Here is a 24,235-nt window from a genome sequence, read left to right as displayed (position 1 = left end):
TGAGGTCTGCTTTCATGATAGGAAAGCGCCGCATGCAGCGGACTTTCCTCACGATCATGAACGCGACCCATGCGCGTGTGTCAATTCGCGCGTTTCAATCGGTCACCGAATCTTCTCGTACGTCGCACCGCGTTTTGTGGTGCAATGCACAACGTGGCGTCGGACACGAGGTCGCGATGAGAAAGAATGCGGTGCAGGCAGTGCTCCGATTGAATGACCGCGAGTTGATCGCTGAATTTCAGTCGGTGACGGGTCGTTTGGTGGTCTACCAAGGGTCGACAATCCTTGAAGACGTGCATCCTCCCGACTCGTGGATGGCATTGGCGCTGATCAATTGCGGCAGCGGATGGGGAACGCGTCCGGGGTCGGATGATCTTCTGGCCTTTCTGGAGCGATACGTTGCGGTCAATCCACAGCTTCGCGCCCCGTGATGGTCATGCGCATTCTCCGATGAACGCGAGCGCTTGCGCATCGGCAACGGCGCACTGACCCTTCAATCCTCCGACGGCGTTCCAGGCGAAAGGCCGAAGTGCGCGACGACGTCCCGGACGCCCGGCACATTCTCCGCCGCGACGCGAAGCGCGTTGCTTTCGTCCGCACTGACGACGGGCCCCCAGAGATGCACGATCCCGTCTTCGACAATGACATAGCGCTGCGCGAGCGCCCAGGGGCGGCCGTTCATGGCGGCAAGCACGCCTTCGCGGATCGCCTCGTCGCTGAACTCCGACTCGACGGGCGTATCGGGCGCCATGGTGACGAGCGCGCGAATCAGGGTCGTGCGGCTCACGACGCCCACGACCTTTCCGTCGCGCAACACGGGCACACGCTTGATGCGCCGACGTTCGAACAACTCGGCGATATCGGCCACCGGACAGTCCTCCGTCACCGTCGTGATGTCGGTGGACATCACGTCTCTGACCTTTCGCCCGTGCTCCTTCACATACTGACTCGCCAGCCCGGTAGTAGATTCGACCAGTTCGCGCCACCACGTGCAACTCGTGACGCCGGTTCCGATCTCCGTGCGATGCATCAGATCGCCTTCCGTAATCATGCCCAGCAGCTTTCCCGATTCGTCGATCACGGGCAACCCGCTGAGCCCGGCGAACACCATCGTTCCTGCGGCCAGGCGTACGGACATGTCCGGCGTGGCGGAAATGATCGAAGTCGTCATGATGTCGGCAGCTCGCACGTTCTTCTCCTCAAAGGAAAGACAGCAGGGTCCTGCACGCGGCATCTTCGCCGCAACGGTGTCGTGTGCTCGATTTCCTTCCCATCATCGCGCGAGCGGTCGGCATTTGACAAGAAGGCTTTCCATTCGCCGCCTGCAACGTGACAGGACCGCTTCGGCGCTCCCGGCGTGTTTGATGGTTTAAGATGCGCAACTCTGGCGGCGCAAGCGCCGCGAGAATCCGACAATTTGGAACACTTGGTCATGCGGACCGGGAACGCGCGGGTCGGCCTCGGGAGAGTGGAACAATTTCCACACTATGAGTCCACCGGTTTCATCGACCTTATAAGCTACTAAGACTCTTATGGATACACCTTTCAACGAACGCGGCGTCACGCTCTCGCGCGCCGGCCTGTCGGCGTCGGGACAAATGATTCCGCTGCGCGACTTGCGCGCCGCCCGCGTCGTGATGATTCCACGCCAGAAGCCGCTGCCCGTCAGCATCGCTGTGATCGGACTCGTCGTGCTCGCCGCGGGCATTTTCACCGGCTCGGGCCCGGCGCTCGTGCTCGGCGTGATGATCGCCGTGGTGGGCTATCTCACGTGGATCACGCAGGACGTGATCTATCAGTTGATGGTCGCGACGCCCGACGGCGAGCGCGAAGTGCTCATCACGAAGGATCAGGAATTCGCCGACAAAGTGGCGGCGCTCGTCGGCGAAGCGGTCGCGAAACACGCGGCGAGCGTTGCAGCGAAGCCGCAAGCGTGATCTTGATACGCTCTTTATGCGGCGACGCGTCACTTTAGCCCGGCATTTAGGCCCGCGAAGCTAGAGTACAAGCGTTGCCACTACGAGCCGTCGCCGGACGGCTTCCATCGATGGACTTCCGCACGTCCGATTCATCCGTCCTTCTTCAAGCGCTCGGCGGCGGCTCGCCGCGCCGCCGCGAAACGCGTCACTGCGTCGCCTTCGATCTGACCGTTCCGGGCCTCGACTCGTCGCCCGCGCGTGAAGTGCTCGCGCATGCGTTCGGCGCGGGCGCGCAGGCGTATATCGTCGAGACGAGCCGCCTGCACGATTGCACGAAACTCTATGTCGAGACCGACAGCGAAGACATCAACGACGTGATCGGCATACTCACCGCGCATTTCCCCAACGCGACGCTCGGCCGCGTGACCCGCGTCACGCGGCACTGAGCGCGTTATCAGGTCACCTGCAGCGGCTCGACGCGCCAGATGTCGCGCGCATACTCCGCGATCGTGCGATCCGACGAGAAGATGCCCATGCCCGCGACATTCTCGATCGCGCTCTTCGTCCACGCGTCCTTGTCGCGGAACTTGAGGTCGACTTCGGTTTGCGTCTTGTCGAAGCTGTCGAAGTCGGCGAGCACCATGTAGTGATCGCCCCAGTCCACGAGCGTGTGGAAGATGTCGTAGAAGCGATGCGGCTCTTCCGGCGAGAAATGCCCGAGGCGAATCTGATCAAGCGCGAGTTTCAGTTCCGCGTTCTCCTCGTAAATCTGCCGCGGCCGGTAACCCGCCGCGCGCAGCGACTCGATCTCGTCCGTCGTGTTGCCGAAGATGAAGATGTTCTCGCGCCCGACCGCATCGCAGATTTCGATGTTCGCGCCATCGAGCGTGCCGATGGTCAGCGCGCCGTTCAGCGCGAGCTTCATGTTACCGGTACCGGATGCTTCGGTGCCGGCCATCGAAATTTGCTCCGACAAATCCGCCGCCGGAATAATGAGCTCGGCCACGCTTACGCCATAGTTCGGAATGAAGCCGACCTTCAGCCGGTCGCCGATGAGCGGGTCCGCGTTGATGCGCTTCGACACATCGTTGATGAGCTTGATGATGTTCTTCGCCATCTTGTACGCCGAAGCCGCCTTGCCCGCGAACATCACGACGCGCGGCGTCCAGTCCTGCTCCGGATTCTCGCGGATGCGGTTGTAGCGCACGATCACGTACAGGATGTTGAGCAGTTGCCGCTTGTATTCGTGAATGCGCTTCACCTGCAAGTCGAACAGCGCTTCCGGATTGATGATCGCGTTGGCGTCGCGTTTGGCGCGTTCCACCAGCCGGAGCTTGCTGGCGAACTTCGCGTCGTGGAAGGCCTTGCAGAACTCGGGATCGTCGCGCCATTCGCGCAGACGGCCGAGCTCGAAGAGATCGGTGCGCCAGCGCGGTCCGAGCCGCTTGTCGATCAGCGCGGACAGCGACGGACTCGCCTGCGCAAGCCAGCGGCGCGGCGTGACGCCGTTCGTGACGTTGGTGAAGCGCTCGGGATACATGCGCGCGAAGTCGGAGAAGATGTTCTGCACCATCAGTTGCGAATGCAGCTTCGATACGCCGTTCACCTTGTGACTCGCGACGATCGCGAGATGCGCCATGCGCACGCGCCGCTGACCGTATTCGTCGACGAGCGAAATGCGGCGAATCAGATCGACATCGCGCCCGAACTTTTCGGTGACCTGCTTCAGGAACTGCGCGTTGATCTCGAAGATGATCTCCAGATGGCGCGGCAACAGACGCGCGAGCATCTCGACGTCCCACGTTTCGAGCGCTTCGGGCATCAACGTGTGATTCGTGTACGAAAACATCTGCTGGATGAGCTTCCACGCCTTGTCCCACGGCAGATGATGCCGGTCCACGAGCAGACGCATCAGCTCGGGAATCGCGAGCACCGGATGCGTGTCGTTCAGATGCACCGCGACCTTTTCCGCGAGCCGTCCGAAATGCGTGTGCGTGCGTTGATAGCGGCGAATCAGATCCTGCATCGTCGCGGAGACGAAGAAGTATTCCTGACGCAGACGCAGTTCGCGGCCGGCCTGCGTCGAGTCGTCGGGATACAAGAGCCGCGACACGTGCTCGGACGTGTTCTTCGCCTCCACCGCGCGTCGATAATCGCCCTGATTGAACGCGGACAGATCGAACTCGTCGGTCGCGCGCGCGGACCACAGGCGCAGCGTGTTCGTCGCCGTCGTCGCGAAGCCGGGGATGACCGTGTCGTAGGCCATCGCGTTGACATGCTCGGTGTCGATCCAGTCCGTGCGATCTTCGTGCTGCACCGTGCGGCCGCCGAAATGCACGGTGTACACCACTTCGGGGCGCGGAAACTCCCACGGATTGCCGGCGCGCAGCCAGTAATCGGGCATCTCGACCTGATTGCCGTCGACGATCGTCTGCCGGAACATGCCGTATTCGTAGCGGATGCCATAGCCGAAGCCCGGCACGCCGACAGTCGCCATCGAATCGAGGAAGCAGGCCGCGAGGCGCCCCAGGCCGCCGTTGCCGAGCGCCGCGTCCGGCTCCAGGTCTTCGAGCGTCGCGAGATCGACGCCGAGGCCGGCGAGCGCGTCGCGCACCTCGTCATAGATGCCGAGCGCGAGCAGCGCGTTGCTGAAAGTTCTGCCGATCAGAAACTCCATCGACAGGTAGTAGACGCGTTTCACGTCCTGTTCATACTGAAGCCGCGTGGTGCGCATCCAGCGTGCGACGAGACGATCGCGCACCGCCAGTTCAGCGGCATGTAGCCAGTCGCGCGGCTGCGCAGTGACCGCATCTTTGCCGACGCCGTACATCAGGCGGTTCGAGATGGAGCGCCTGAGCGCATCGACGGTGCTGTTGAGCTGGTCGAATTCCAGGTCGACGGATGTCATCGGAACCTCCGGTTTTTGCAACATATGCAACGACCGCGAAAGCATGACGGGAGTTCACACCGGGGTGCCCCAAATTGGCGCGATGATCCCGGTCAAGCGGGTGCGGACGTGCCTGAATGTGCAGGTTACGCCAGTTTTATTTTTTTTGGTATGACGTGGCTGAAACGGAGACGAGGCCCGCGAATTGCTTCCCACAGCTTCGCGGGCCTGACATGACGACGAGATTTATTTCGGATTCCCGATGTTTCGCGCAGGTTCAGCGGCGCGGCGCGGCGCGCGAGCGGCGATCAGCAGAAGCGCCGCGAGCGATACGGCCAGCAGGATCAGCGAGAGCGCCGACGCCGGCAGATAGTAGCCGCGATTGACCTGCCCCACGACGACGATCGGCACGGTCGCGAATCCGGGCGGATAAACCGTCAGCGTCGCGCCCAGTTCGCCGAGCGAGAGCGCAAAGCCGAGCGCGAGGCTCGCGCGGATCGCGGGCACGAGTTGCGGCAATACCACGCGCGCGAGCACCATTCGCGGCGGTGCGCCGAGACTCGCGGCGGCTTCGCGCAAGATCGTGAGTTCGGGACGCAGCGCGGCGGCCGCGCAGCGATAGCAGAACGGCAGCACGAGCGCGAGTTGCACGAGCACGACGATCGCGGCCGATCCGGACAGATCGAGCGGACGCTTGTGATACGCGATCAACACCGCGAGGCCGAGCACGACGCTCGGCACGCCGCTGCCCATCATCGCGACGGCATCGACGAGCGCGCCGAGACCGCGCCGGTCGCGTCCTTCCAGCGCGAGCGCGAGCCAAAGCCCGAGCGCCGTGCCGATGAACGCGACGCCCAGGCCGACTTCGAGACTCGTCGTGACCGCATCGAGATCGCTCGATGACAGCCGCTCGAACCAGCGCGTGCTGAAGCCATCCGGCAGGATCGTTCCGGACCAGTGCGATGCGACGCTCGACAGCGCGACGACGACCACCGGCAGCACGAACAACCAGAAGCACAGCAGCGCGACGAAGCCCGTGAACGCGATGCTCAGAAACGCGCGAGGCGTGAATCGTGAAGAAACCGAAAGCTGCATGTCAGCGGCCTCCCGCACGACGATTGACGCGCCTGTATAGCGCATAAAGCGACAGCGACATCAGCAGCATCACGACCGAGCCTGCCGCCGCGGTGGGAAGATCGAGATCGACGGTCGCCGCGCTGTAGATCGCGATCGGCAAGGTGATCAGATGCGCGCTGCCGAGCACGAGCAGAATGCCGAACTCGTTCAGCGTGAGCAGGAAGCAGAGAATCGTGCCCGCCGCGATGCCCGGCCACGCGAGCGGCAACACGACCTTCGTCGCGACCATCCAGCCATCCGCGCCGAGACTCTTCGCCGCTTCGACGAGGCGCATGTCGAGCGTCGCATACGATGCGAGCGTCGGGCGCACGACGAACGGCGCATAGAACACGACTTCCGCGAGGATCACGCCGCCGATTCCGAAGAGGAAATCGAGCGGCGTCGAGTCGAGCGAAAAGAGCCGCTGCAAGCCGATGCTGACCGACCCTTGCGAGCCGTACAGAAAGATCAGCGTGAACGCGACCAGAAACGACGGAAACGCGACGAACAGCTCCAGAAAGCGCGTGAGCAGACGCGCGCCCGCGAACGGCCTGAAGAACAACATCGACGCAATCGCGACGCCGAGCAGCGAAGCGATGCTCGCGCTCGCGAAGAGAATGCCGAGCGTCGTGCCGATCATGCCGCGCGTTTCCGAATTGCCGAAAAACGCGGTGTAAGCGTGCAGCGTGAAGCCGTGCGCGCCGGTCACGCTGAGCATCACCAGCCGCGCGAGCGGGTAGACCACGAGCGGCCCGAGCACGAACACGAGGATGAAGAGCAGATGCCATTGCCCCTTGCGCTCGCGGCGCTTCGCTTCTGCGGCATGCTCGGCGAATTGCGCGGAGAGATCCGCGTCGCTGATGCTGCCTTCGTCGCGCGTGACGCTGTCAGGAACGAACAAGGACGACATCGTCAGCCTCGAAGCGAAGGGACACGCGCGTGCCTTTTTCCGGCATGCGCGAATGGCCGCGTTGCGTCGTCACGAGCACGGGCTCGCCGGGCGACGCATCGAGCGCGACGGTGATCGAAAGCGCCGCGCCATACCATTCGACGGACGCGATGGTGCCGTGCAACGGACCTTCGCCGAGCGGCACGATCGTGAAGCGCTCGGGACGAATGCACGCGAGACGCTCGCGCTCTTCGTGCCGCGCATCGCCGACGGGATACACCACGCGCGGCGGCAGCAGATTCGCCGCGCCGAGATAGCGCGCGACGAACGCATCGTTGGGTGCGTCGTACAGTTCGCGCGGCGCGCCGAGTTGCGCGATGCGGCCATCGCGCATCAGGAGCGTGCGATCGGATAGCACGAGCGCATCGTCCTGATCGTGCGTCACGCAGACGATCGTCAGATTCGGCAGGCGCTCATGCAGCGCCTTCAGTTCGCTGCGCACCGAGGCGCGCAGGTTCGCATCGAGCGCGGAGAGCGGTTCGTCGAGCAGCAGCACATCCGGTTCGATGACGAGCGCGCGCGCCAGCGCGACACGCTGCTGCATGCCGCCGGAAAGCTGCGCGGGCATGACGTGACCGGCATCGGCAAGCTGCACGAGCTTGAGCGCATCGGCGACGCGCCGCGCGACCTCGCCCGCCTTCAGCTTGCGCGCACGCAGCCCGAACGCGACGTTGTCGAACACGGACAGATGCGGAAAGAGCGCATAGCTCTGAAATAGCAGCCCGAGATTGCGCTGATGCGGCGGCACGTGCGTGAGATCGCGGCCCGCGATCGTCAGATTGCCCGCGAGCGCATCGGCTTTCACGAAGCCCGCGATGAAGCGCAGCAACGTGGTCTTGCCGCAGCCGCTTCGGCCGAGCACGGTGAGGAATTCGCCGCGACCGATGCGCAGCGAGAGATCGTCGAGGACGGTGCGCGTGCCGAAGCGCACCGTCAGGCGATCGACGTGCACGCCCGGCGTCGCATCGACGCCGGACATTTCTTTGGGGAGAGCGCTCACTTTACGACTTCGGCTTGACGACTTCCGTCTGCTTGCCCGAGTTGCCGATCACTTCGTTCTTCCAGCGCTCGGTCCAGCCCGCCTTCTTCTGCATGACTTCGTTCCAGTCGACCGGAATCAGCTTCACGCCCGAGATCGCCTGCTTGACGGCCTCGCCGTTCTTGCCGGCGAGCGGCACGTCGGTGCGGCCCGGAATGCCGTAGATGTCGGGCACTTTCGCCTGCACTTCCGACGACATCAGATAGTCGATCAGCTTCTTGCCCGCCGCCTGATTCGGACCGCTCTTGATGAGGCCGATCGCATACGGCAACTGGAACGTGGTCGGCGCTTCGCCTGCCTTGTGCGACAGGAACAGCGGCTTGATCGAGAGACCGCCGTTCGCGGCGTCGTCGAGGTCCATTTGCAGATCGCCGTTGGCGAAGGCGATCTCGTTACGCGAGAGCAGCACGTCGAGATAGCCCGTGCCCTTCGTGTGGAACTTGGCGCTTTGTTCGAGCGACTTGAGGTAATCGAACGCCTTGTCCTCGCCCATCAGCGCCGAGGTCAGGATGATGACGGCCATGCCGTCGCCGGCCGTCGCCGGATTCGAATACGCGATCTTGCCCGAGTAGTTCGGATGCAGCAGATCGGCGAAGGTCTTCGGCGCGGTCTTCGTGACTTCCGGATTGATCGCGAACGAGAAGTAGTTGTTGACGAACGTGGCCCATGCGCCGTCCTGCGCTTTGGCGATCGCGGGCACGTTCTTGTAGTTCACGCTCTGATACGGCTGAAGCAGGCCGCCCTGCTGCGCCTGCTGAATGAACGGCGGCAACGTGACGAGCACGTCGGCCTTGGGCGAATCCTTCTCGACGGTCGCGCGGTTCACCACTTCGCCGCTGCCCGCCGTGACGATGTTGACCTTCACGCCTTCCTTCTTTTCGAATGCGGGAAGCACGTCCTTGTAGAGATTCTCCAGGCCATCGGCGGTGTACAGGACGACGGCGTCGGCGGCGTAGACGGGCATCGCGGCAAGCAGGGTGAAAGCGGCGGCGAACGCCGGCAGCACGGTGCGCGCGAAGCGGAAATCGCGGGTCATGGTGGTCTCTCGTGTCGGGAATGTTTGGAAGGCCGGTCGCGACCTTCGACCCGAAATATTGCAGAGATCTGTGACATGGACGTGAACGCGCCACGGTTCGCCAAATATCTGCACATTTCGCCAAGAGCGCTTTCGCGTTTGTTTCTGGTTTAGTCCGCGCAACCGGATCGTTCGTCAAACACTCGAATGAATGCGCGCGCCGCTCTCGTCGAAGAAATAGATGCGTTCGCGATTCACGCGCACGCCGGCGGCCCCGCCGATCTCGCCCGCAAATGTATTCGGCACCTTCACGACCACTTGCTGCTCGCCGACGTTCATCGTGACGAGCGAATGATCGCCGATCAGTTCGACCGAATAGATGCGCCCCTGCAATTCACCTTCGCCGCGCGCCACGACCGAGCATTCTTCGGGACGCACGCCGAACGTCGCCTTGCCTTCGTGACGCACCGCCGTGGCGAGCGTCATGCCGGGCGCGTCGAAACGTCCTTGTGCAAGCGAGCCGCGCAGAAAATTCATCGGCGGCGAACCGATGAAACCCGCGACGAACAGATTCGCCGGGTCCGAATAGATGCGCGCGGGCGTATCGAGTTGCTGGAGCGCGCCTTTGTCGAGGACGGCGACGCGATGCGCGAGCGTCATCGCTTCGATCTGATCGTGCGTCACATAAATGGTCGTGATGCCGAGTTCGTGCTGCATATGCTTGAGTTCCGCGCGCATGTGCCCGCGCAGCTTGGCGTCGAGATTCGATAACGGCTCGTCCATCAGAAACGCCGCGGGCCGGCGCACGATCGCGCGCGCGAGCGCCACGCGCTGACGCTGTCCGCCGGACAACTGTCGCGGAAAGCGCGACAGCAACGGCTCAAGCTGCACGCTCGCGGCCACTTCGCGCACGGCCGCTTCGATCTCGGTTTTCGGGCGCTTTCTCACGATGAGCGGATACGCGATGTTCTCGAACACCGTCTTGTGCGGATAGAGCGCATACGACTGAAACACCATGGCCACGTCGCGATCTCGCGGCAGTTGATGCGTGACATCGGTATCGCCGACGAACACCGCGCCTTCCGTCGCCGATTCGAGGCCCGCCACGATGCGCAACGCCGTCGTCTTGCCGCAGCCCGATTCGCCGAGCAGCACGAGGAATTCGCCCGCCTGCACGTCGAGCGACAGATCGCGCAGCACGCGCGTATCGCCGAATGTCTTGCCGACGTTCCTCAACGAGACGCTCTTCGATTGCCGCGCTGCCGCGATCTTCGTCAGGCGGGCGTCGTCGACCTTCACCGCCGCGCTATCCATGACCGTCATCCTTTCACGGCTCCCACGAGAATGCCCCGCACGATGAAGCGCTGCAGCGTGAGCGTCAGCAACATCACCGGCAGGATCATGATGAGTATCAGCACCGACATGTTCCACCATTGCGGACCGCGCGTCGCGTTCTGCGCGGCGACGAGCAGCGGCATCGTCTGCGCGTTCGCGGTCGTCAGAAAGAGCGCGAAAAGGTACTCGTTCCACGAGAGAATCAGCACGAGCAGACCCGTTGCGACGAGTCCCGGCGCGACGAGCGGCAGCACGATGCCGAAGAGTATCGAGAAGCGCGTCGCGCCGTCGATCTGTGCGCTCTCTTCGATTTCGCGCGGCACGCCGTCGAAGAAATCGAACATAAGCCACACGACGATCGGCAGATTCGCCGTCGCGTACGTGATGATGAGCGCGAGATGCGTGTCGAGCAGGCCGACGTCCTTGAAGATGAGATAAACCGGGATCACCGTGACGACGGGCGGCAAAATGCGCTGCGAGACGACCCAGAAGAGAATGTCGTCGTTGTTCAAATGTCGTCGCGCCCGCCGCACGATCGGGCGCAGCAGCAGGAAGAACAGCGCGAAAGCGACGGCAAGCGCGATGCGCAAATCGACATGCCCCCATGCGACGGCCGCGATCAGCAACGCGATCAACAACACGCCGAGGCCCACTGCCGCGACCGGCGGCCGATACTCGATGCGCGCGAGCGCATACGCCGCCATCGAGCCGAGAAAGACCGAAGCCGCCGTGCCGCATGTCGCGACGATCAGCGAGTTCATGTAAGGACGATACGTGTCGGGCCCGAGATCGACGAAGATGTAATGCCACGCGTCGAGATGCGGCTCGAAGTCGACGAAGGGAATGTAGAGCGGTCCCGTCGATACATCCACGGGCAGCTTGAACGACGTTATCGCCATCCAGTAAAGCGGAAACAGCACGACGAGCGACCATAGCCCGAGCAGGACATATACGATCGCCTTGCCGCCGACCGGCAGCTCGTCCAGACGCGCGGGCACGAACCAGCGTTTGATCGCGCTCATCACGGCTCTCCCCGCGCGCGCCGCACGACGAACTGAAAGAACGACACGCATGCGATCGTCGAGACGAAGAACAGCATGTACGCCACCGCCGACGCGCCGCCGAGATTCAGCGCGCGCCATTCGATGAACGCGTGCAGCGTCATCGATTCGGTCGCGATGCCGGGACCGCCATTCGTCAACACGTTCGGCAAGTCGACGATCTTGAACGCTTCGATCAGGCGAATCAACACCGCGCTCGCGGCGACCGGCGCGATGGACGGCCACGTGACGTCGCGAAAGACGCGCCATGCCGATGCGCCATCGAGTTGCGCCGCTTCGATCTGCTCGCGCGACGTGCCTTCGAGCGCGGCGAGCATCACGAGGAACATGAAGGGCACCCATTGCCACGTATCGCCGATCACGACGACGAGCCGCGCGAGCCACGGGTCCGCCGCCCATGCGATCTGGCCGAGTCCGAGCCACGACCACACGGGCGCGAGCGGCCCGACGGACGTATCGGCCATCATGCGGAACATGTATGCGATGCCGACGGGCGTCACCATCAGCGGCAGGAAGAACAGCAGACGAAAGAAGCGTCCGCCTTTTAGCGGCAGCGTGCAAAGATAGGCGAGCCCGAGGCCGACGACGAATTGCAGCGCGACGCCCAGCACGACATAGAAGATCGTCACCATCAGGCTGCCGAGCGCGCCGCCGCCGCCGAGCGTGTTCGCCGCGAGCCACACGAGCGCGAGAAACGCGGCGGCGGCGATCGAACGGCCGAGCGTGCCCATGATCGAGAGCCGGCCGCCGCTGACATAGCGATAGAACCAGTAGATCACCGCGAGAACGGCAATCACGATAGTTGCAATGCTAACTATTCCCGGCGCGCGGAATACGCCGGTGAAGTGATATTGCTGACTGCCGGAAAAGAGCCGCACGTAATTGCGCAGGCCCGTGAAGGTCAGTTGGTAACCGCCCTCGCCCAGCTCGAAGCGCGTGAGCGAAAGATACGCCGACGTCACGAGCGGAAAGATCGAGAACGCGAGAATGAGCAGCACGGTCGGCAACACGAATACGAAGGGCGCCTGCCGGTCGAGCCAGTTGGCGACGCGCGCACGCGAGCCTCGCTCGTTCGCGGCCACGGACGATGCGTGCGACGGCGTATTCATCCTGCCTCCATGGCGGCGCGAACCACGCTCGCGCCGCGCGTCGTAAAGATCACTTCGCGCCGATCGACGCCTTGTATGCGCGCAACTGGCTGTCCTTGCCGAGATCGTCGGTGATTTCGCTCCAGCCGCTGTCGATGGCTTTCATCGTCGCGTCCGCATCGATCTCGCCCGCGACGAAGCGTGCGACCGCCGTATCGAGCACGACCTGCTCATAGCGCTGATTTTGCGGAATGCGCAGATCGATGATCATGTTCGGGCTTTGCAGGCTCTGCTGAATCGCGCCGAGATACGACTTCGCCGCCGCGTCGCTCATGCCCGCCTTCTTCCAGGCCGACATGTCCGTGAACTGCGAGCGCCGATACGGATTGAAGCCCGATGCGCCGATCGTCACGTCGGTATTCGACTGCGCCGGCTGGCTCATGAACGAGAGAAACGCATAAGCGGCGTCCTTCACCTTCGGCTTCGCCTTCGCGTTGATGCCGCCCGACCAGCCGCCGAACGCCGCGAACGGTGCGTGATTCACGCCGTCGATCGCATAGGGACAACGGCTCTTGTCGCATGGCACGAGCTTGCCCGTGTCGCGATCGACCACCTTGCGCGAGCCGGGCAGAATCACCGCGCCGACCTTGTCGATCACCTTCGACTGCTTCGGATCGATGGCGAGGACGCCGACATCGCCCCAGTCGAGCGTCAATGCGCAATGGCCGGAGATGAACGCGCTGCGCGTGTCGCCGACATCGAGATTGATTTCGTTGGGCGGCCCGTAACTGGTCGATTCCTTGTAGACGCGCAGCGCTTCCTTGAAGCCGTCGTTGTTCACGAGCGACTTGAAGTTGCGCGGATCGAAGAATGCGCCTTGTGCCGTGCCTTTCGATTGCAGATATCCGCCCGCGATGGAGATGATCGCCCAATACGCTTGCGCATTGCGCTTCTTCGAGATGCACGAACCCGCGACCGGCTTGCCGTCGCCGCCGAAGACCTTGCCGTTCGCGGCCTTCGCGATATCGAGGTAATCGTCCCAGGTTTTCGGCGGCTGCTTGCCGAGTTGCTGAAGAATATCCGTGCGGTAGTAGACCATCTGGAAGTCGCCGTCGAGCGCGACGAGATAGGTCTTGCCGTTGTACTTCTGCGAGAAGTCGACGAAGAACGGCATCACGTCGTCTTCCTTCAATGCCGCGTCCTTTGCGACGCGCTGCGTCAGGTCTTCAAGGAAGTTGCCTTTCGTGTAATCGACCATCCATTGCGGCGCGAACACCGCTGCATCGACGGAGTTCGTGCCCGACGCCCAGTCCGTCAAGAGCTTCTGATAGAGATCGGAGAACGGCACGGTCAGCACGTTCACCTTCGCGCCGGTCAGCTTTTCGAACTCGGGCGCGCGGCGTTGCAGCGGCTCGGCGATCTGCGGACCGACGAACGTCATCACGTTGACGGTCACGCCCTTGAAGTCCTCGGCCGACATCGCCGTCGATGCGCCCAGGCATGCGGCCGCGAGCGCCGCCACGGCGCCCGCTTGCTTGAACAGGTTCATTGTGTGTCTCCTCCATTGCGGTTGACCACGTGTGTCGCTCGTCTTTCTTGTCTCCTACTCCCTGAACAGGTCCGGTCTTTCAGCGGAAAAGCGCCGCAATTCCGCGACGACTTCATCCAGGTGCTCGTGCATCGCGCGCGCGGCGGCATCGCCATCGCGTGCGCGAATCGCATCGGCGATACGCGTGTGCTCCGCGAGCGTATGCGCGTGACGCTCGGGACTCGCCATCAGGCGACGCGCGCGATCGAGCGCATTGCGCGATGCCGCGACGATCTCCTTCACGCGCGGCAAATTGATTGCATCGAGAAGCAATTCATGAAATGCGAGATCGAGCAGATGAAATTCGCGGCGCAGGCCTTGCTGCACTGCGTCGCTTTCGCGGCCGAGATTGGCGTCGAGTGCATCGAGCGTGGCGGCATCGCATGCGCCAGCCAGCGTGCGCACGGTTTCCACTTCGAGCGCGCTGCGAATGAACAGATGCTGACGTATGTCGTGCATGACGATAGGCATGACGCGTGTGCCCCGCTGCGGCAAGACTTCGACGAGCCCCGCGGCCGCGAGCTTGGCCAATGCGGACGAAACAGGAAAGCGCGACACGCCCATGCGCTCGCATACCGCGAGCTTGTCGATCATCATGCCGGGCTCCATCGACAGATTGACGATGGCCGCGCGCAACGCCTCTTCGACGGCGTCGGTGAGGCTGCCGCGCTCTGAACCGTGCAAGCGCGGCAACGCGCGGTAAGGGTCGGCGGCAAGACTGTTTTCATTCGTCGATGAGCTCACGCCGCCCTTGATTTCGCACTAACATGCTAGCAGGCTAGGAGGTGAAATTCGCGTTGTCAACGTCGATTGCGACCATGCATTGCAGCATATTCGGGTCTGTATACAAGCCGCCTTCCGAGGAGATGAACATGACCGGCATCACGAAGCTCTCCGTGCGCGATATCCGCTTTCCCACTTCACGTTCGCTCGACGGCTCGGACGCGATGAACGCCGCGCCCGACTATTCCGCCGCCTACGTGATACTCGAAACCGATGCGCCCGGACTCGCGGGTCATGGCCTCACGTTCACCATCGGGCGCGGCACCGAAGTCGTCGTCGCGGCGGTCGAGGCGCTGGCGCCGCTCGTCGTCGGCAGGAGTGTCGAAGAGATCGCCGCGAACATGGGCGGCTTCTGGCGCGCGTTCACGTCGGATAGTCAGTTGCGCTGGATCGGCCCCGAGAAAGGCGTGATTCATCTCGCGACGGCGGCCGTCGTCAATGCCGTGTGGGATCTCTGGGCGAAGAGCGAGAAGAAGCCCGTGTGGAAGCTGCTCGTCGACATGGGTCCGGAAAAACTCGTGAGTTGCCTCGACTTCCGCTATGTGACCGATGCCATCACGCCATCCGAAGCACTCGCGTTATTGAAGCGTCTGCAAGCAACACGCGGCGAACGCGAAAAGGAAATGCTCGCTCAGGGCTTTCCCGCATACACGACATCGGCGGGCTGGCTCGGCTACGACGACGACAAGATTCGCCGGCTCGCGCGCGAAGGCGTGGCGGCGGGCTGGACGCATTTCAAGCAGAAGGTCGGCGGCAATCTCGACGAAGATATCCGGCGCGCGCGCATTCTGCGCGAGGAAATCGGCCCGGACCGCAAGCTGATGATGGACGCGAACCAGGTCTGGGAAGTCGATGAAGCCATCGCGAACATGCGCCGTCTCGCCGAGTTCGATCCGTGGTGGATCGAAGAGCCCACGAGCCCCGACGACGTGCTCGGCCACGCCGCGATCCGCAAGCGCCTCGCACCGATGATCGGCGTCGCGACCGGCGAGCACTGCCAGAATCGCGTGATCTTCAAGCAGTTGCTGCAAGCGCAAGCGATCGACTTCTGTCAGATCGATAGCTGCCGTCTCGGCGGTCTCAACGAAGTGCTCGTCGTGCTGCTGATGGCCGCGAAGTTCGGCGTGCCGGTGTGTCCGCATGCGGGCGGCGTCGGCTTGTGCGAGTATGTGCAGCATATTTCGCTGTTCGATTACATCTGCGTGTCGGGTTCGCTCGATCGTCGCGTGCTCGAATACGTCGATCATTTGCATGAGCATTTTCTCGATCCCGTCGTCATCGAAAACGGGCGCTACATGCCGCCGCAAGCGCCCGGCTACAGCATCGAAATGCACGCGGCATCGCTCGATCGGTACGAGTTCGGCAAAGGAGAAGCATGGCGCGAATGAACGCCCCTTCATGGCAGGACGTCGTCACGCAAACGGAACGCGCGCTCGCATGCGGCGCGCTGCGTTCCTTCGACACGGTGCAAAGCGTGATCGAAGACGGCGGCGTGCCCTTTCTCGTGCGGCAAGCGGCGAACCTCGCGCGAAAGGAGGAAGCATCGAAGCTCGCGGCGAAGTCCGCAGCCGACGCCGCGAGCGCGTGGCGCGATCCGTTTTCGCCGTGCGAAGAAGCCCTGCGTGTAGGCGATATCGGCGAGCGGCACTTTCTGTTGCTCAACAAGTTCAACGTGCTCGCGCATCATCTGCTGATCGTGACGACGGATTTCGAGCCGCAGGAATCGCTCATCGGCGAAGACGACTTTGCCGCGCTGTCGGCGTGTCTCGATCGCTTCGACGGACTCGGCTTCTATAACGGCGGCGCCGTCGCCGGATCGAGCCAGCCGCACAAGCATCTGCAAATGGTGCCCCTTCCGCTCGACGGTCATCCATTACCCATCGAACCGTTCATCGAAGCCGCGCGTACCAGCGGCATTTTTCGCGCGCCGCAACTCGCGTTCGAACATGCGGCCGCATGGCTCGGCGACGCTGACAGCGCGAACGCACACGCAACCTATCTGCGCCTGATGAACGCGATCGGCGTGCAGCCGCTCGACGTCGCGGGCGTCATGCATCAGAGCGCGCCTTACAACCTGCTCGTGACGCGCCGCTGGATGCTCGCGGTGCCGCGCGGCGTTGCGCATGTCGAAGGCGTCGCGGTGAATGCGCTCGGCTTCGCCGGCTCGCTCTTCGTGCGCGACGACGCGCAGCGCGGCATCGTCGAAACGCTCGGGCCGATGAAACTACTTGCAAACGCAACTATCTCTTGAAATCGGAAGCAGCGGCCCGCATGTCGTCGTCCAGACATCGGGAGTTCAAGGAACATGGGAAGCCGGCCTCAATTCATCGACGATCTTGCGCGCGGCGCGCAGGACGCCGCGCCCTCCGCCCCGCTCGGCCAACGCGACGATAGCGCCCTGCTCGACGCCTATTCGCGCACGGTCATCGGCGCGCTCGAGCGCGTGCAGCAAGCCGTGGTGTTCATCTCCGTCGAGCGCCAGCTTGCCGACCCGCGCGGTGCGCGCCGACATGTCGGCGGCACGGGCTCGGGCTTCATCTTCACGCCGGACGGCTATCTGCTGACGAATAGCCATGTCGTGCATGGCGCGACGCATATCGTCGTCACGCTCGCCGATGGCGCGCGCTTCGATGCCGATCTCGTCGGCGACGATCCCGCGAGCGATCTCGCGGTGCTGCGCATCGGCTCGCCGGAGCCGCTGCCGCATGTCGAGCTGGGCGATTCGGGCAGCCTGCGCGTCGGGCAGATCGCGATCGCCGTGGGCAATCCGCTCGGACTCGCGCAGACCGTCACGACGGGCGTCGTGTCCGCGCTCGGGCGTTCGCTGCGTTCGACCTCGGGCCGCATGATTTACGACGTGATCCAGACGGACGCGGCGCTCAATCCCGGCAACTCGGGCGGTCCGCTCATCAATTCGGCGGGACAAGTGATCGGCGTGAACACCGCGATCATTTCCGGCGCGCAGGCCATTTCCTTCGCCACTGCAATCGACACGGCGAAGTGGGTCATCATGCAGATCTTCGCGTATGGGCGCGTGCGGCGTGCGTATATCGGCGTGGCGGGCACGACCACGCCGATCTCGCGGCGCGTGCAGCGCTTCTTCGAACTCGCGTCCGCGAGCGGCGTGCATGTGATGGAAATCGTGAAAGGCAGTCCGGCCGCGCTCGGCGGATTGCGCACGGGCGATCGTATCGTCGCGGTGGATGGCATCGCCGTCGATAGCGTGGATAGTTTGCAGCGCACGCTCGATGCATCGCGCATCGACAAGCCCGTGAAAATCGCTGTGCTGCGCGGCACGCAGAAAATCGATATCGACGTGACGCCGGTCGAGCAGACGAGTTGACGACGCGGCGGCGCATGCTTGCATGCACACGCGCCGCCGCGCACGTCGCTTCGCTTCATTTTCTGCTGCCGGTCTCCCGCGCCGGTTCACCCGCGTGCCCCGTATCTCGTTCGCGCGTGCCGGCGAATACTTCCGCCAGGCGCTCGCGCAGCGCAGCCGCATCGCGCCGCAGCGGCTCGTTCGTCGATGCGACCATCAACGCATCGATTCGCCGCTGCCAGTACTCCGGCCGCATGACGGCATGCCGCGTCGGTTCGCCGTGCCCTTTCGTCGCGACACGCTCCAGTTCCGCGATCATCCGCCCGATGTGCGCGAGTTCCTCGTGCGCATGTTGATCGACGCTCACAGGCTTCTCCTCCCTCGCCCCGCGTCTCGATTGCCGCGCGGGTTCCACGAATGCTAAACGGCACAGTCGAAAGGTTTATTCCAGCGATGAAAGGAAACGATGCCGAAGGCCATACGCAGGCCCGCGCTTTGCGCTATCTGTCATGTCTTGACGGCTATGTGCGCTAGCGCCCGGTCGCGCGTGCGCGGCTCCGGCTTAATGCGAAAGCAGCAGGCAGCGTTCGCGCGCACGGGCCGCCCCGTCGAACGATCCTGCCCTGCCGGGGAAGGTCCTAAAAAGGATTGCCATGACCACGCACAAGAAAAACCAGACGGCCTCGCGCCGCGAAGGGTTCCGTTGCAACGGCGCGCAACTCGACGCCATCTTGCGATTCGCGGAAGAGCGCAAGCTCGACGATCAGCCGCTGCATATCGTGGTCGCTGAATACTGGCGTTATCGGGCGCACGCGAAAGCGGCCTGATCGAACGCAGCGTTCGCTGGTAACGCATCGCCCGTGCGGGCCCGCGAGCGTTATTGTCCCGAAAGCACGCGCTGTTTAAGCACCCAGATCGCGGTGGGCACCGCGTAATAGCCGCTGACGTTGCCGGTGACGAGCCTGCCCGTCAGTTGGATGCGCGCATTTTCGGCCGGTGTCGCGTCGATGATCTGCACCGCCGACACATTCGACTGCGTTCGCGCGCCCCCGCCTGTTGCCGCGCTCAACACGCAAATCGGCCCCGGCAACGCAAGGACCCACGCGGGCTTCGCGGATGCATCGCCTTCATGCGCGGCCTGGCGCGTCGCCGTGCCCTCGAGCGTGACGACATCGCCGTCGTTATAGCAAGGCGCCGCCGCTGCGGACCCTGCGATCAGTACGAGTACCCAGGCACAGGCTTTCGCAGTCATTCGAGCCTCGCGAAGAGCGCGTCGGCGACGCGCGGATCCGGGAAAGAAGTTCAGCTACTTTATGTGATAGCCGTTGGGGTCGCAACCTGCGGAAAACAGGGTTTGCGCGCTCGCCTTTCAAAACCATCATGCGGGAACGCGTGTTGCTGAAGATCATCTGACGAATGGAAGAGCGCGGAGGATCGATCGATAACCGCGCACGATGACATCTGTTGCTTGGCCCGCGCACATGCGGGCCGACAGAGGGGGCGACGATGAATCAGGTCATAGTTGGGATGTTCGGATGCTATCGCGACGGACATGACGCGCTGCGCGCATTGCAACTCGCAGGACTGCGACGCGACGATGCGCATCTTTACCGGGCAGGCCGTGGAGAAATCGACATCGATGCGCTCATGCCGCCATCGCACGACGAAGACGATGCCGAATATGCCGCGCACGGCGAGCATCAGGGCGTGATCGGCGCGCGCAACCGTTTCGTGCCGCACGAGCCGCCGCAGAAATCGCCCGCGCCGCAAGCGATCGACGACGCCACGCCGCAGCGCACGCTGCTCGTCATTCGTATCTCCGACGACATCAAGCCGGGCGCCATCGGCAAAGTGCTGCACGAGCACGGCGCCATCGCGGTGAAAGACCCGAGCGGGCACTGGCGCTTCTCGCCATTCAGGAATCCGGCAGGCGTCTGAGCCCGCGCATGTCAATGCATGTCCGGATGCGGCTTGCGGACGACGATGAATGTCTCCGGATCGGCACGCTCGTCCTCTTCGGTTGCATCGTCGTCTGATGGCTCGTTGGCGAGATCGCGCGCTTGCTGGGCCGCCGCTGCATCGCGCAGCCTTCGACAATGCGCCGAATGACGGAATGTCGCGAGCATGCGTACGACTTCGCGGGTTCTCGCTCTCATTGTTGCCTCCCTCGAAGCAGTTGAGAAACTACTTTAAGTGTAGGCGGCAAATTGCCGTTGGCAAGCGCTTCCTCGGCAACGAACATCGCAACGATCACGCATGGTGCAACGCAACCGGGCTTATTGGTAAGACATCGTGAACGTTGCCAGCGCCTTGACGGTGCCGGCGGTGACACTGCCGGTGCGCACGTACCGTGCGGTCAGCGGCACTTGCAGCGTCCCGTCCGGCGAAGTGCCGATCGACCATTGGTTCGTGTTCCCCGGTGCGGCCGAGTCGGCGCCGAACGAAACGGGCGTGCCCGCGCTGTTGAGAATCTGAATGCCCACGCCCGCCGCGGTCGATCCGGGTGCGAGTTGCAAGGCCGTGCCGCGATTCGCGGGATTGACGCTATCGGTCAGTGTGATGAGCACGATCGATCCGGTCTGACAGGACAAGGTCAATGCGAATGCCTTCGGCGCGGTCGTCGCTCCGATCGAGCCGAGGTTGTTGCTGTCGGCGGTGGGCAGATCGACGGAGACGCTGGCCTGACTCACCGAGCACGTTGCGTGCGTGAGCGTACCCGCCGCTGCGCCGCTGTATGCCGGTTGCTGAGACCAGGGGCCGCCGGAGTCGATGGTCGTCAGTGAAAATGCGACGACCGGCGCGGAAGAAAGCGTCGAAGCGCCCGATGCGATCGGTCCTGTCACGACCAGCGACGCCGTGATGTAGATGCTGTACTGCGTGTACGGACCGTTGATCGCGCCGTTGAACGTGCATGTGAACGTGAGCGATCCGTTCTGGATGGTCTGGTTCGTGATGTTGCATTGCGCTCCCGGCGAATTGACCGTGTACCGGACGCCCAGACCGGAGATGTTCGTCTGATAGACATCGGAGAAACCTCCCGCGAGCGGATTCGTAATGCTGAGCTTGCCTGTCAGATCGGTGGACGTGTTCTGCGAACCGGTCGCGAGAAACCTGCACTGAACGATGAAATTCACGGGCGTCAGGGTGCTGACCGTCATCCCCGCGGCTGCGCCGACCGGCACGGCTATCGTCCCGGCGTTCAGCGCGTTGTTGTTGCTCGCGTCGTTGCACGTCGACGTCGCGTGCGCGGACAGAGACATGACCGACGCGACGAACGCAACGATCATCAGGAGTAGCCAGCGTCCGCTCGCACGGAAGGTATGCCGTCGCTCCGTTTTCATCTCGACATTGCTCACCAATGGCTGGCTCCGTCCGTTGCAACGATCGCACGCGAAGGCAGGCAATGCGACTCCACCGACGCATAACCCGCCGTCATCTTGTCGTTCTTCGCCGGCAACGCATACGCAATGCTGCATTGCTCGCTCGCACCGTCGCCCCACTTGACGAAGAGCGTGCCCTTCTCCTCGACGCCGCGCGCGAAAATCCGGCTGTCCTGCGCGACGACGCCCACGACGTGCCCCGCTTCATCGGACACTTCCGCGCCGAAGGGAAGCGCATCGCCGGCGAGGCGCGGCGCGCGGATCAGCGCAACGCGTCCCGTCACCGTCTTGTACTTGAGCATGACGATCGAACCGGAATGCGGCGCGACCTGTTCGGACGTCGATTGAAGCTCCGTATCGAGCGAACTGCCCTTCGGATCGATGTCCACGTGATTCATGCTGTACGGCGTGAGATAAGGCACGACCGCGTAACCGTGCGAATCGACCTTCACGCCGGTCGCGCTCGACACGCTCGCGCCTTCCGCGCCCTTCGCCTCGACGATGCCGAAGGTATCGCCGACCGTCTGCGAGAACGTCACGCCGCCCGGATGCGCGACGATCGAACCGCTCACGCCCGCCGACATCTGCGACGAGTTCGGCCCGCCGCTCGCCGACGCGCTGACCTGCGCATACGGCGCGCGCCACGCGCCGCTCACGCCGACATTCGAATTCACGCTCGTGCCCGACTGCTGCGCCATCGATCCATACGCGTTGTACGAATACTGATCGTTTTCTCCCGCCGAACCGCCGACGTTCACCTGCATGTTCGCCGCGCCGCCGCCCGTGCTCAGATTCGTCGTGAGTTGGGGCGCATGTTGCGAATGACCGAGCGGAATGGTCGTGCTCACCATGAACTGATTCGACATCGTGCCATCCGAGTTCTGCGTGCGGCTCGCAGATACACTATAGGTGCCGTATTTGAAGCTGTTCGAATAACCCGCCTGGAAGAACGTGTCGTGTCCCGGACGGTTCCAGTAGCTTTGCGAGGAGACCGTCAGGAACACCGAGCCGTGCTTGCCGAGCGGCTGATCGACGGTCAATTGCGCGCGGCCGCGATTGCGATCGGACGGATTGCCGCCGTTAAGGGCGGCGTCGCGCACATGCGCGGCGTCGGCGAGGGAAAGATAGCCGGCGTCGGAATAGCGGTACGCGCCGATCGTCACGTTCGTGCCCGTCGGATCGATGAACTTGGAATAGCCGATATGCAGGCTTCTGCCCTGCATCGTGTGTTCGCCCGGAACCTGCGTGCGCGCGGCGGTGATATCGGTCGCGATTGCGCCGAACTTCGTGTTGAGCGCCGCGCCGACATTCACGGCGGCATAGCCTTCCGATACGATCGCGCCGCCGTAAAGCGTGACGCGATTCGTCAGGCCGCGCTGCAGCGTGAATTGCGCGAAGCCGGGCTTCGTGTTCAGCGAATCGTCGCGCAGTTGCCCGGCCGTGACCGCGAAGCGCGTCGTGCCCGGACGCAGCGATTGCGCAACCGATGCATACGGCACCGTGAAGTGCTTCGCGCGTCCGTCGGCTTCCGTGACGGTGACGTCGAGATTGCCGCCGGAGCCCGTTGCGTAGAGATCGCGGATTTCGAACGGACCCGGCGTCACGTTCGTTTCGTAGATGACCTGTCCGTTCTGACGCACCGTCACGCGGGCGTTCGATTCCGCCGTGCCGCGCACGACGGGCGCGAAACCCCGCAGCGATTCGGGCAGCATGCGATCGTCCGTGGAAATCTGCGCGCCGCGAAACGACACGGCGTCGAACACGTCGCCGGTCGTCTGCGCGTCGCCGATCACGGCCTGCGCGCGCAGACCGGGCAGGTCGTGCTGGACGTAGGTGGCGATGTTGTCGAACTGCGTCGCCTGCCCGGTCGATGCCGTCAGCGACGACTGATGGCGAAAATTCCATCCGCCGATGTTCACGCCCGCGTTGAGCCCGAGATATTCCTGCGTCGACTGCTCGCCGCCGGAACGCGTCCGATAGACGTTCGCGTTGTAGCTCAGGAAGCCTGCATTCACGCCACGGTCCCACAACTCCGGCGACACGTATCCGCGCGCGGATGCGCGCATGTACCGCTGCGGGATCGACAGCACCAGTTTCTGCTCGCCGAAATCGAAGTCGACCGAAGCTTCCGGCACGAGCGCGCGCAAGTCGATGCAGGCATCGGCCGGCGTCGCTTCCTTTTGACCGTGCTCCGCCGTGAGTTTCGCGAAGTCCAGGCCCGCGCTTTCGAGCATCTTGTGCGTCAGGCACGGCGTCGCATTCTCGCCTTCGCGCACGGCGGCGAAACGCACTTCCTCGCGCGCCACGCGATTGTCGTTGACGATGATATCGACGGCGTAGACGCCCGGCGTCACGATGTTGCCGCGAGAGAAACGCTTTGTGTCGAAATCGCTCTTCGAATCCACGCGCAGGAACGTGGTGTCGAACTCGACGGCGCCGGGCGGTTCGCTGGCGGCGGCCCGCGCCGTGGCCGCGAACGCTGCCATGGAGAAGGCCATCAACACCAGCAGCGCCGTACGGCTCAGTTCGAGGGAAGAACGCGATTGATCACGAAGGGACTTCATATCTCGGCAGTCGGTTTGTGCGTGACATCGAGGGATCGATGTCGAACAAACCGATGCTATTTTTTATCGAGATAGAAGTACCTAGGACGAATTCTAATTTTGAGATGGCTGAACGGTGTGTTTCAGAAAGCCGTCATGCGTGCATCGAAGAAGCGGGCGAACTGTTGCGAGAAACGAAAAGGGCCAGGC

At 63.3% G+C, this 24,235-nt stretch carries 24 protein-coding genes; 8 read left to right on the top strand and 16 right to left on the bottom strand.

The genetic code is table 11. From position 1 onward, the window contains the following. Positions 1-32 precede the first annotated feature (32 nt). Positions 33-431 carry a hypothetical protein gene (locus NOV72_RS00880; protein ID WP_146149932.1) on the top strand — a complete coding sequence of 133 codons (399 nt, stop codon included), beginning with the start codon at positions 33-35 and terminating at the stop codon, positions 429-431. A gap of 62 nt (positions 432-493) precedes the next feature. On the opposite strand, the gene NOV72_RS00875 is transcribed toward NOV72_RS00880, so the two are convergent. Beyond that, positions 494-1,189, bottom strand: a complete 696-nt coding sequence (locus tag NOV72_RS00875) for a CBS domain-containing protein (protein WP_106852694.1) — start codon at positions 1,187-1,189, stop codon at positions 494-496. 343 nt (positions 1,190-1,532) lie between these two features. On the opposite strand from NOV72_RS00875, the gene NOV72_RS00870 reads away from it, so the two are divergent. Both NOV72_RS00870 and NOV72_RS00865 read left to right on the top strand, forming a co-directional pair. Then, a complete protein-coding gene (locus NOV72_RS00870) occupies positions 1,533-1,937 on the top strand; it encodes a DUF6232 family protein (protein WP_106852693.1) in 405 nt (134 codons plus the stop codon). A gap of 110 nt (positions 1,938-2,047) precedes the next feature. After that, positions 2,048-2,365 carry a hypothetical protein gene (locus tag NOV72_RS00865; RefSeq protein WP_106852692.1) on the top strand — a complete coding sequence of 106 codons (318 nt, stop codon included), beginning with the start codon at positions 2,048-2,050 and terminating at the stop codon, positions 2,363-2,365. An 8-nt stretch (positions 2,366-2,373) separates the two neighbouring features. On the opposite strand, the gene NOV72_RS00860 is transcribed toward NOV72_RS00865, so the two are convergent. The 10 genes from NOV72_RS00860 to NOV72_RS00815 all read right to left on the bottom strand — a co-directional run bounded on the left by NOV72_RS00860 (position 2,374) and on the right by NOV72_RS00815 (position 14,741). Beyond that, positions 2,374-4,827, bottom strand: a complete 2,454-nt coding sequence (locus tag NOV72_RS00860; RefSeq protein WP_106853208.1) for a glycogen/starch/alpha-glucan phosphorylase — start codon at positions 4,825-4,827, stop codon at positions 2,374-2,376. 225 nt (positions 4,828-5,052) lie between these two features. After that, positions 5,053-5,901: a 2-aminoethylphosphonate ABC transport system, membrane component PhnV gene (gene phnV, locus NOV72_RS00855; RefSeq protein WP_106852691.1), complete on the bottom strand. Its 849-nt coding sequence runs from the start codon at positions 5,899-5,901 to the stop codon at positions 5,053-5,055. A 1-nt stretch (position 5,902) separates the two neighbouring features. Beyond that, complete coding sequence (gene phnU / locus NOV72_RS00850) at positions 5,903-6,832, bottom strand: 2-aminoethylphosphonate ABC transporter permease subunit (RefSeq protein WP_106852690.1); 930 nt, start codon at positions 6,830-6,832, stop codon at positions 5,903-5,905. After that, positions 6,810-7,850 (bottom strand): 2-aminoethylphosphonate ABC transport system ATP-binding subunit PhnT, encoded by a 1,041-nt coding sequence (gene phnT, locus NOV72_RS00845; protein WP_106852689.1) that lies wholly within the window; start codon positions 7,848-7,850, stop codon positions 6,810-6,812. The genes phnU and phnT overlap by 23 nt, the downstream gene beginning before the upstream one ends. A 22-nt stretch (positions 7,851-7,872) precedes the next feature. Further along, on the bottom strand, positions 7,873-8,946 hold the full coding sequence (gene phnS, locus NOV72_RS00840) for a 2-aminoethylphosphonate ABC transporter substrate-binding protein (protein WP_106852688.1): 1,074 nt from the start codon (positions 8,944-8,946) through the stop codon (positions 7,873-7,875). A 174-nt stretch (positions 8,947-9,120) separates the two neighbouring features. After that, positions 9,121-10,248: an ABC transporter ATP-binding protein gene (locus NOV72_RS00835; protein ID WP_106852687.1), complete on the bottom strand. Its 1,128-nt coding sequence runs from the start codon at positions 10,246-10,248 to the stop codon at positions 9,121-9,123. Further along, positions 10,245-11,282 carry a carbohydrate ABC transporter permease gene (locus tag NOV72_RS00830; RefSeq protein WP_106852686.1) on the bottom strand — a complete coding sequence of 346 codons (1,038 nt, stop codon included), beginning with the start codon at positions 11,280-11,282 and terminating at the stop codon, positions 10,245-10,247. Before NOV72_RS00830 ends, NOV72_RS00835 begins: the two co-directional genes overlap by 4 nt. Next, a complete protein-coding gene (locus NOV72_RS00825) occupies positions 11,282-12,430 on the bottom strand; it encodes a carbohydrate ABC transporter permease (protein ID WP_106852685.1) in 1,149 nt (382 codons plus the stop codon). The genes NOV72_RS00830 and NOV72_RS00825 overlap by 1 nt, the downstream gene beginning before the upstream one ends. Before the next feature lie 49 nt (positions 12,431-12,479). After that, complete coding sequence (locus NOV72_RS00820) at positions 12,480-13,958, bottom strand: extracellular solute-binding protein (protein ID WP_106852684.1); 1,479 nt, start codon at positions 13,956-13,958, stop codon at positions 12,480-12,482. Between the two features lie 54 nt (positions 13,959-14,012). Then, complete coding sequence (locus tag NOV72_RS00815) at positions 14,013-14,741, bottom strand: GntR family transcriptional regulator (protein WP_245932844.1); 729 nt, start codon at positions 14,739-14,741, stop codon at positions 14,013-14,015. 128 nt (positions 14,742-14,869) lie between these two features. On the opposite strand from NOV72_RS00815, the gene NOV72_RS00810 reads away from it, so the two are divergent. The 3 genes from NOV72_RS00810 to NOV72_RS00800 are packed head-to-tail and all read left to right on the top strand — an operon-like array spanning position 14,870 to position 18,123. Beyond that, entirely contained in the window at positions 14,870-16,168 is a 1,299-nt protein-coding gene (locus NOV72_RS00810) for an L-fuconate dehydratase (protein ID WP_106852682.1), read from the top strand. Beyond that, on the top strand, positions 16,156-17,031 hold the full coding sequence (locus NOV72_RS00805; protein ID WP_106852681.1) for an ATP adenylyltransferase family protein: 876 nt from the start codon (positions 16,156-16,158) through the stop codon (positions 17,029-17,031). The genes NOV72_RS00810 and NOV72_RS00805 overlap by 13 nt, the downstream gene beginning before the upstream one ends. A 54-nt stretch (positions 17,032-17,085) precedes the next feature. Further along, positions 17,086-18,123, top strand: a complete 1,038-nt coding sequence (locus NOV72_RS00800) for a S1C family serine protease (RefSeq protein WP_106852680.1) — start codon at positions 17,086-17,088, stop codon at positions 18,121-18,123. A 55-nt stretch (positions 18,124-18,178) separates the two neighbouring features. On the opposite strand, the gene NOV72_RS00795 is transcribed toward NOV72_RS00800, so the two are convergent. After that, entirely contained in the window at positions 18,179-18,469 is a 291-nt protein-coding gene (locus NOV72_RS00795) for a hypothetical protein (protein ID WP_106852679.1), read from the bottom strand. 286 nt (positions 18,470-18,755) lie between these two features. Between NOV72_RS00795 and NOV72_RS32130 the strand changes: the two genes are divergently transcribed. Further along, positions 18,756-18,929 (top strand): hypothetical protein, encoded by a 174-nt coding sequence (locus tag NOV72_RS32130; RefSeq protein WP_181290783.1) that lies wholly within the window; start codon positions 18,756-18,758, stop codon positions 18,927-18,929. 50 nt (positions 18,930-18,979) lie between these two features. Here NOV72_RS32130 and NOV72_RS00790 read toward each other — a convergent pair whose 3' ends face one another. Continuing rightward, a complete protein-coding gene (locus NOV72_RS00790; protein WP_106852678.1) occupies positions 18,980-19,354 on the bottom strand; it encodes a hypothetical protein in 375 nt (124 codons plus the stop codon). A 254-nt stretch (positions 19,355-19,608) separates the two neighbouring features. Here NOV72_RS00790 and NOV72_RS00785 point away from each other — a divergent pair, with 254 nt between their 5' ends. After that, on the top strand, positions 19,609-20,040 hold the full coding sequence (locus tag NOV72_RS00785) for a hypothetical protein (RefSeq protein WP_106852677.1): 432 nt from the start codon (positions 19,609-19,611) through the stop codon (positions 20,038-20,040). 11 nt (positions 20,041-20,051) lie between these two features. Here the strand turns inward: NOV72_RS00785 and NOV72_RS31800 are convergent, their stop codons facing one another. From NOV72_RS31800 to NOV72_RS00775, 3 genes are all read right to left on the bottom strand, one after another. Next, on the bottom strand, positions 20,052-20,258 hold the full coding sequence (locus NOV72_RS31800) for a hypothetical protein (protein WP_146149931.1): 207 nt from the start codon (positions 20,256-20,258) through the stop codon (positions 20,052-20,054). 120 nt (positions 20,259-20,378) lie between these two features. Continuing rightward, positions 20,379-21,443, bottom strand: coding sequence for a fimbrial protein (locus NOV72_RS00780; protein ID WP_181290782.1), 1,065 nt, complete (start codon positions 21,441-21,443; stop codon positions 20,379-20,381). An 11-nt stretch (positions 21,444-21,454) separates the two neighbouring features. Next, complete coding sequence (locus tag NOV72_RS00775) at positions 21,455-24,046, bottom strand: fimbria/pilus outer membrane usher protein (protein WP_106852676.1); 2,592 nt, start codon at positions 24,044-24,046, stop codon at positions 21,455-21,457. Positions 24,047-24,235 lie beyond the last annotated feature (189 nt).

The sequence above is a fragment of the Caballeronia novacaledonica genome (assembly GCF_900258035.1).
GTDB lineage: Bacteria > Pseudomonadota > Gammaproteobacteria > Burkholderiales > Burkholderiaceae > Caballeronia > Caballeronia novacaledonica.
Note: the sequence above shows the minus strand (reverse complement) of the source record. Positions and strands in the feature narration are given on the sequence as shown.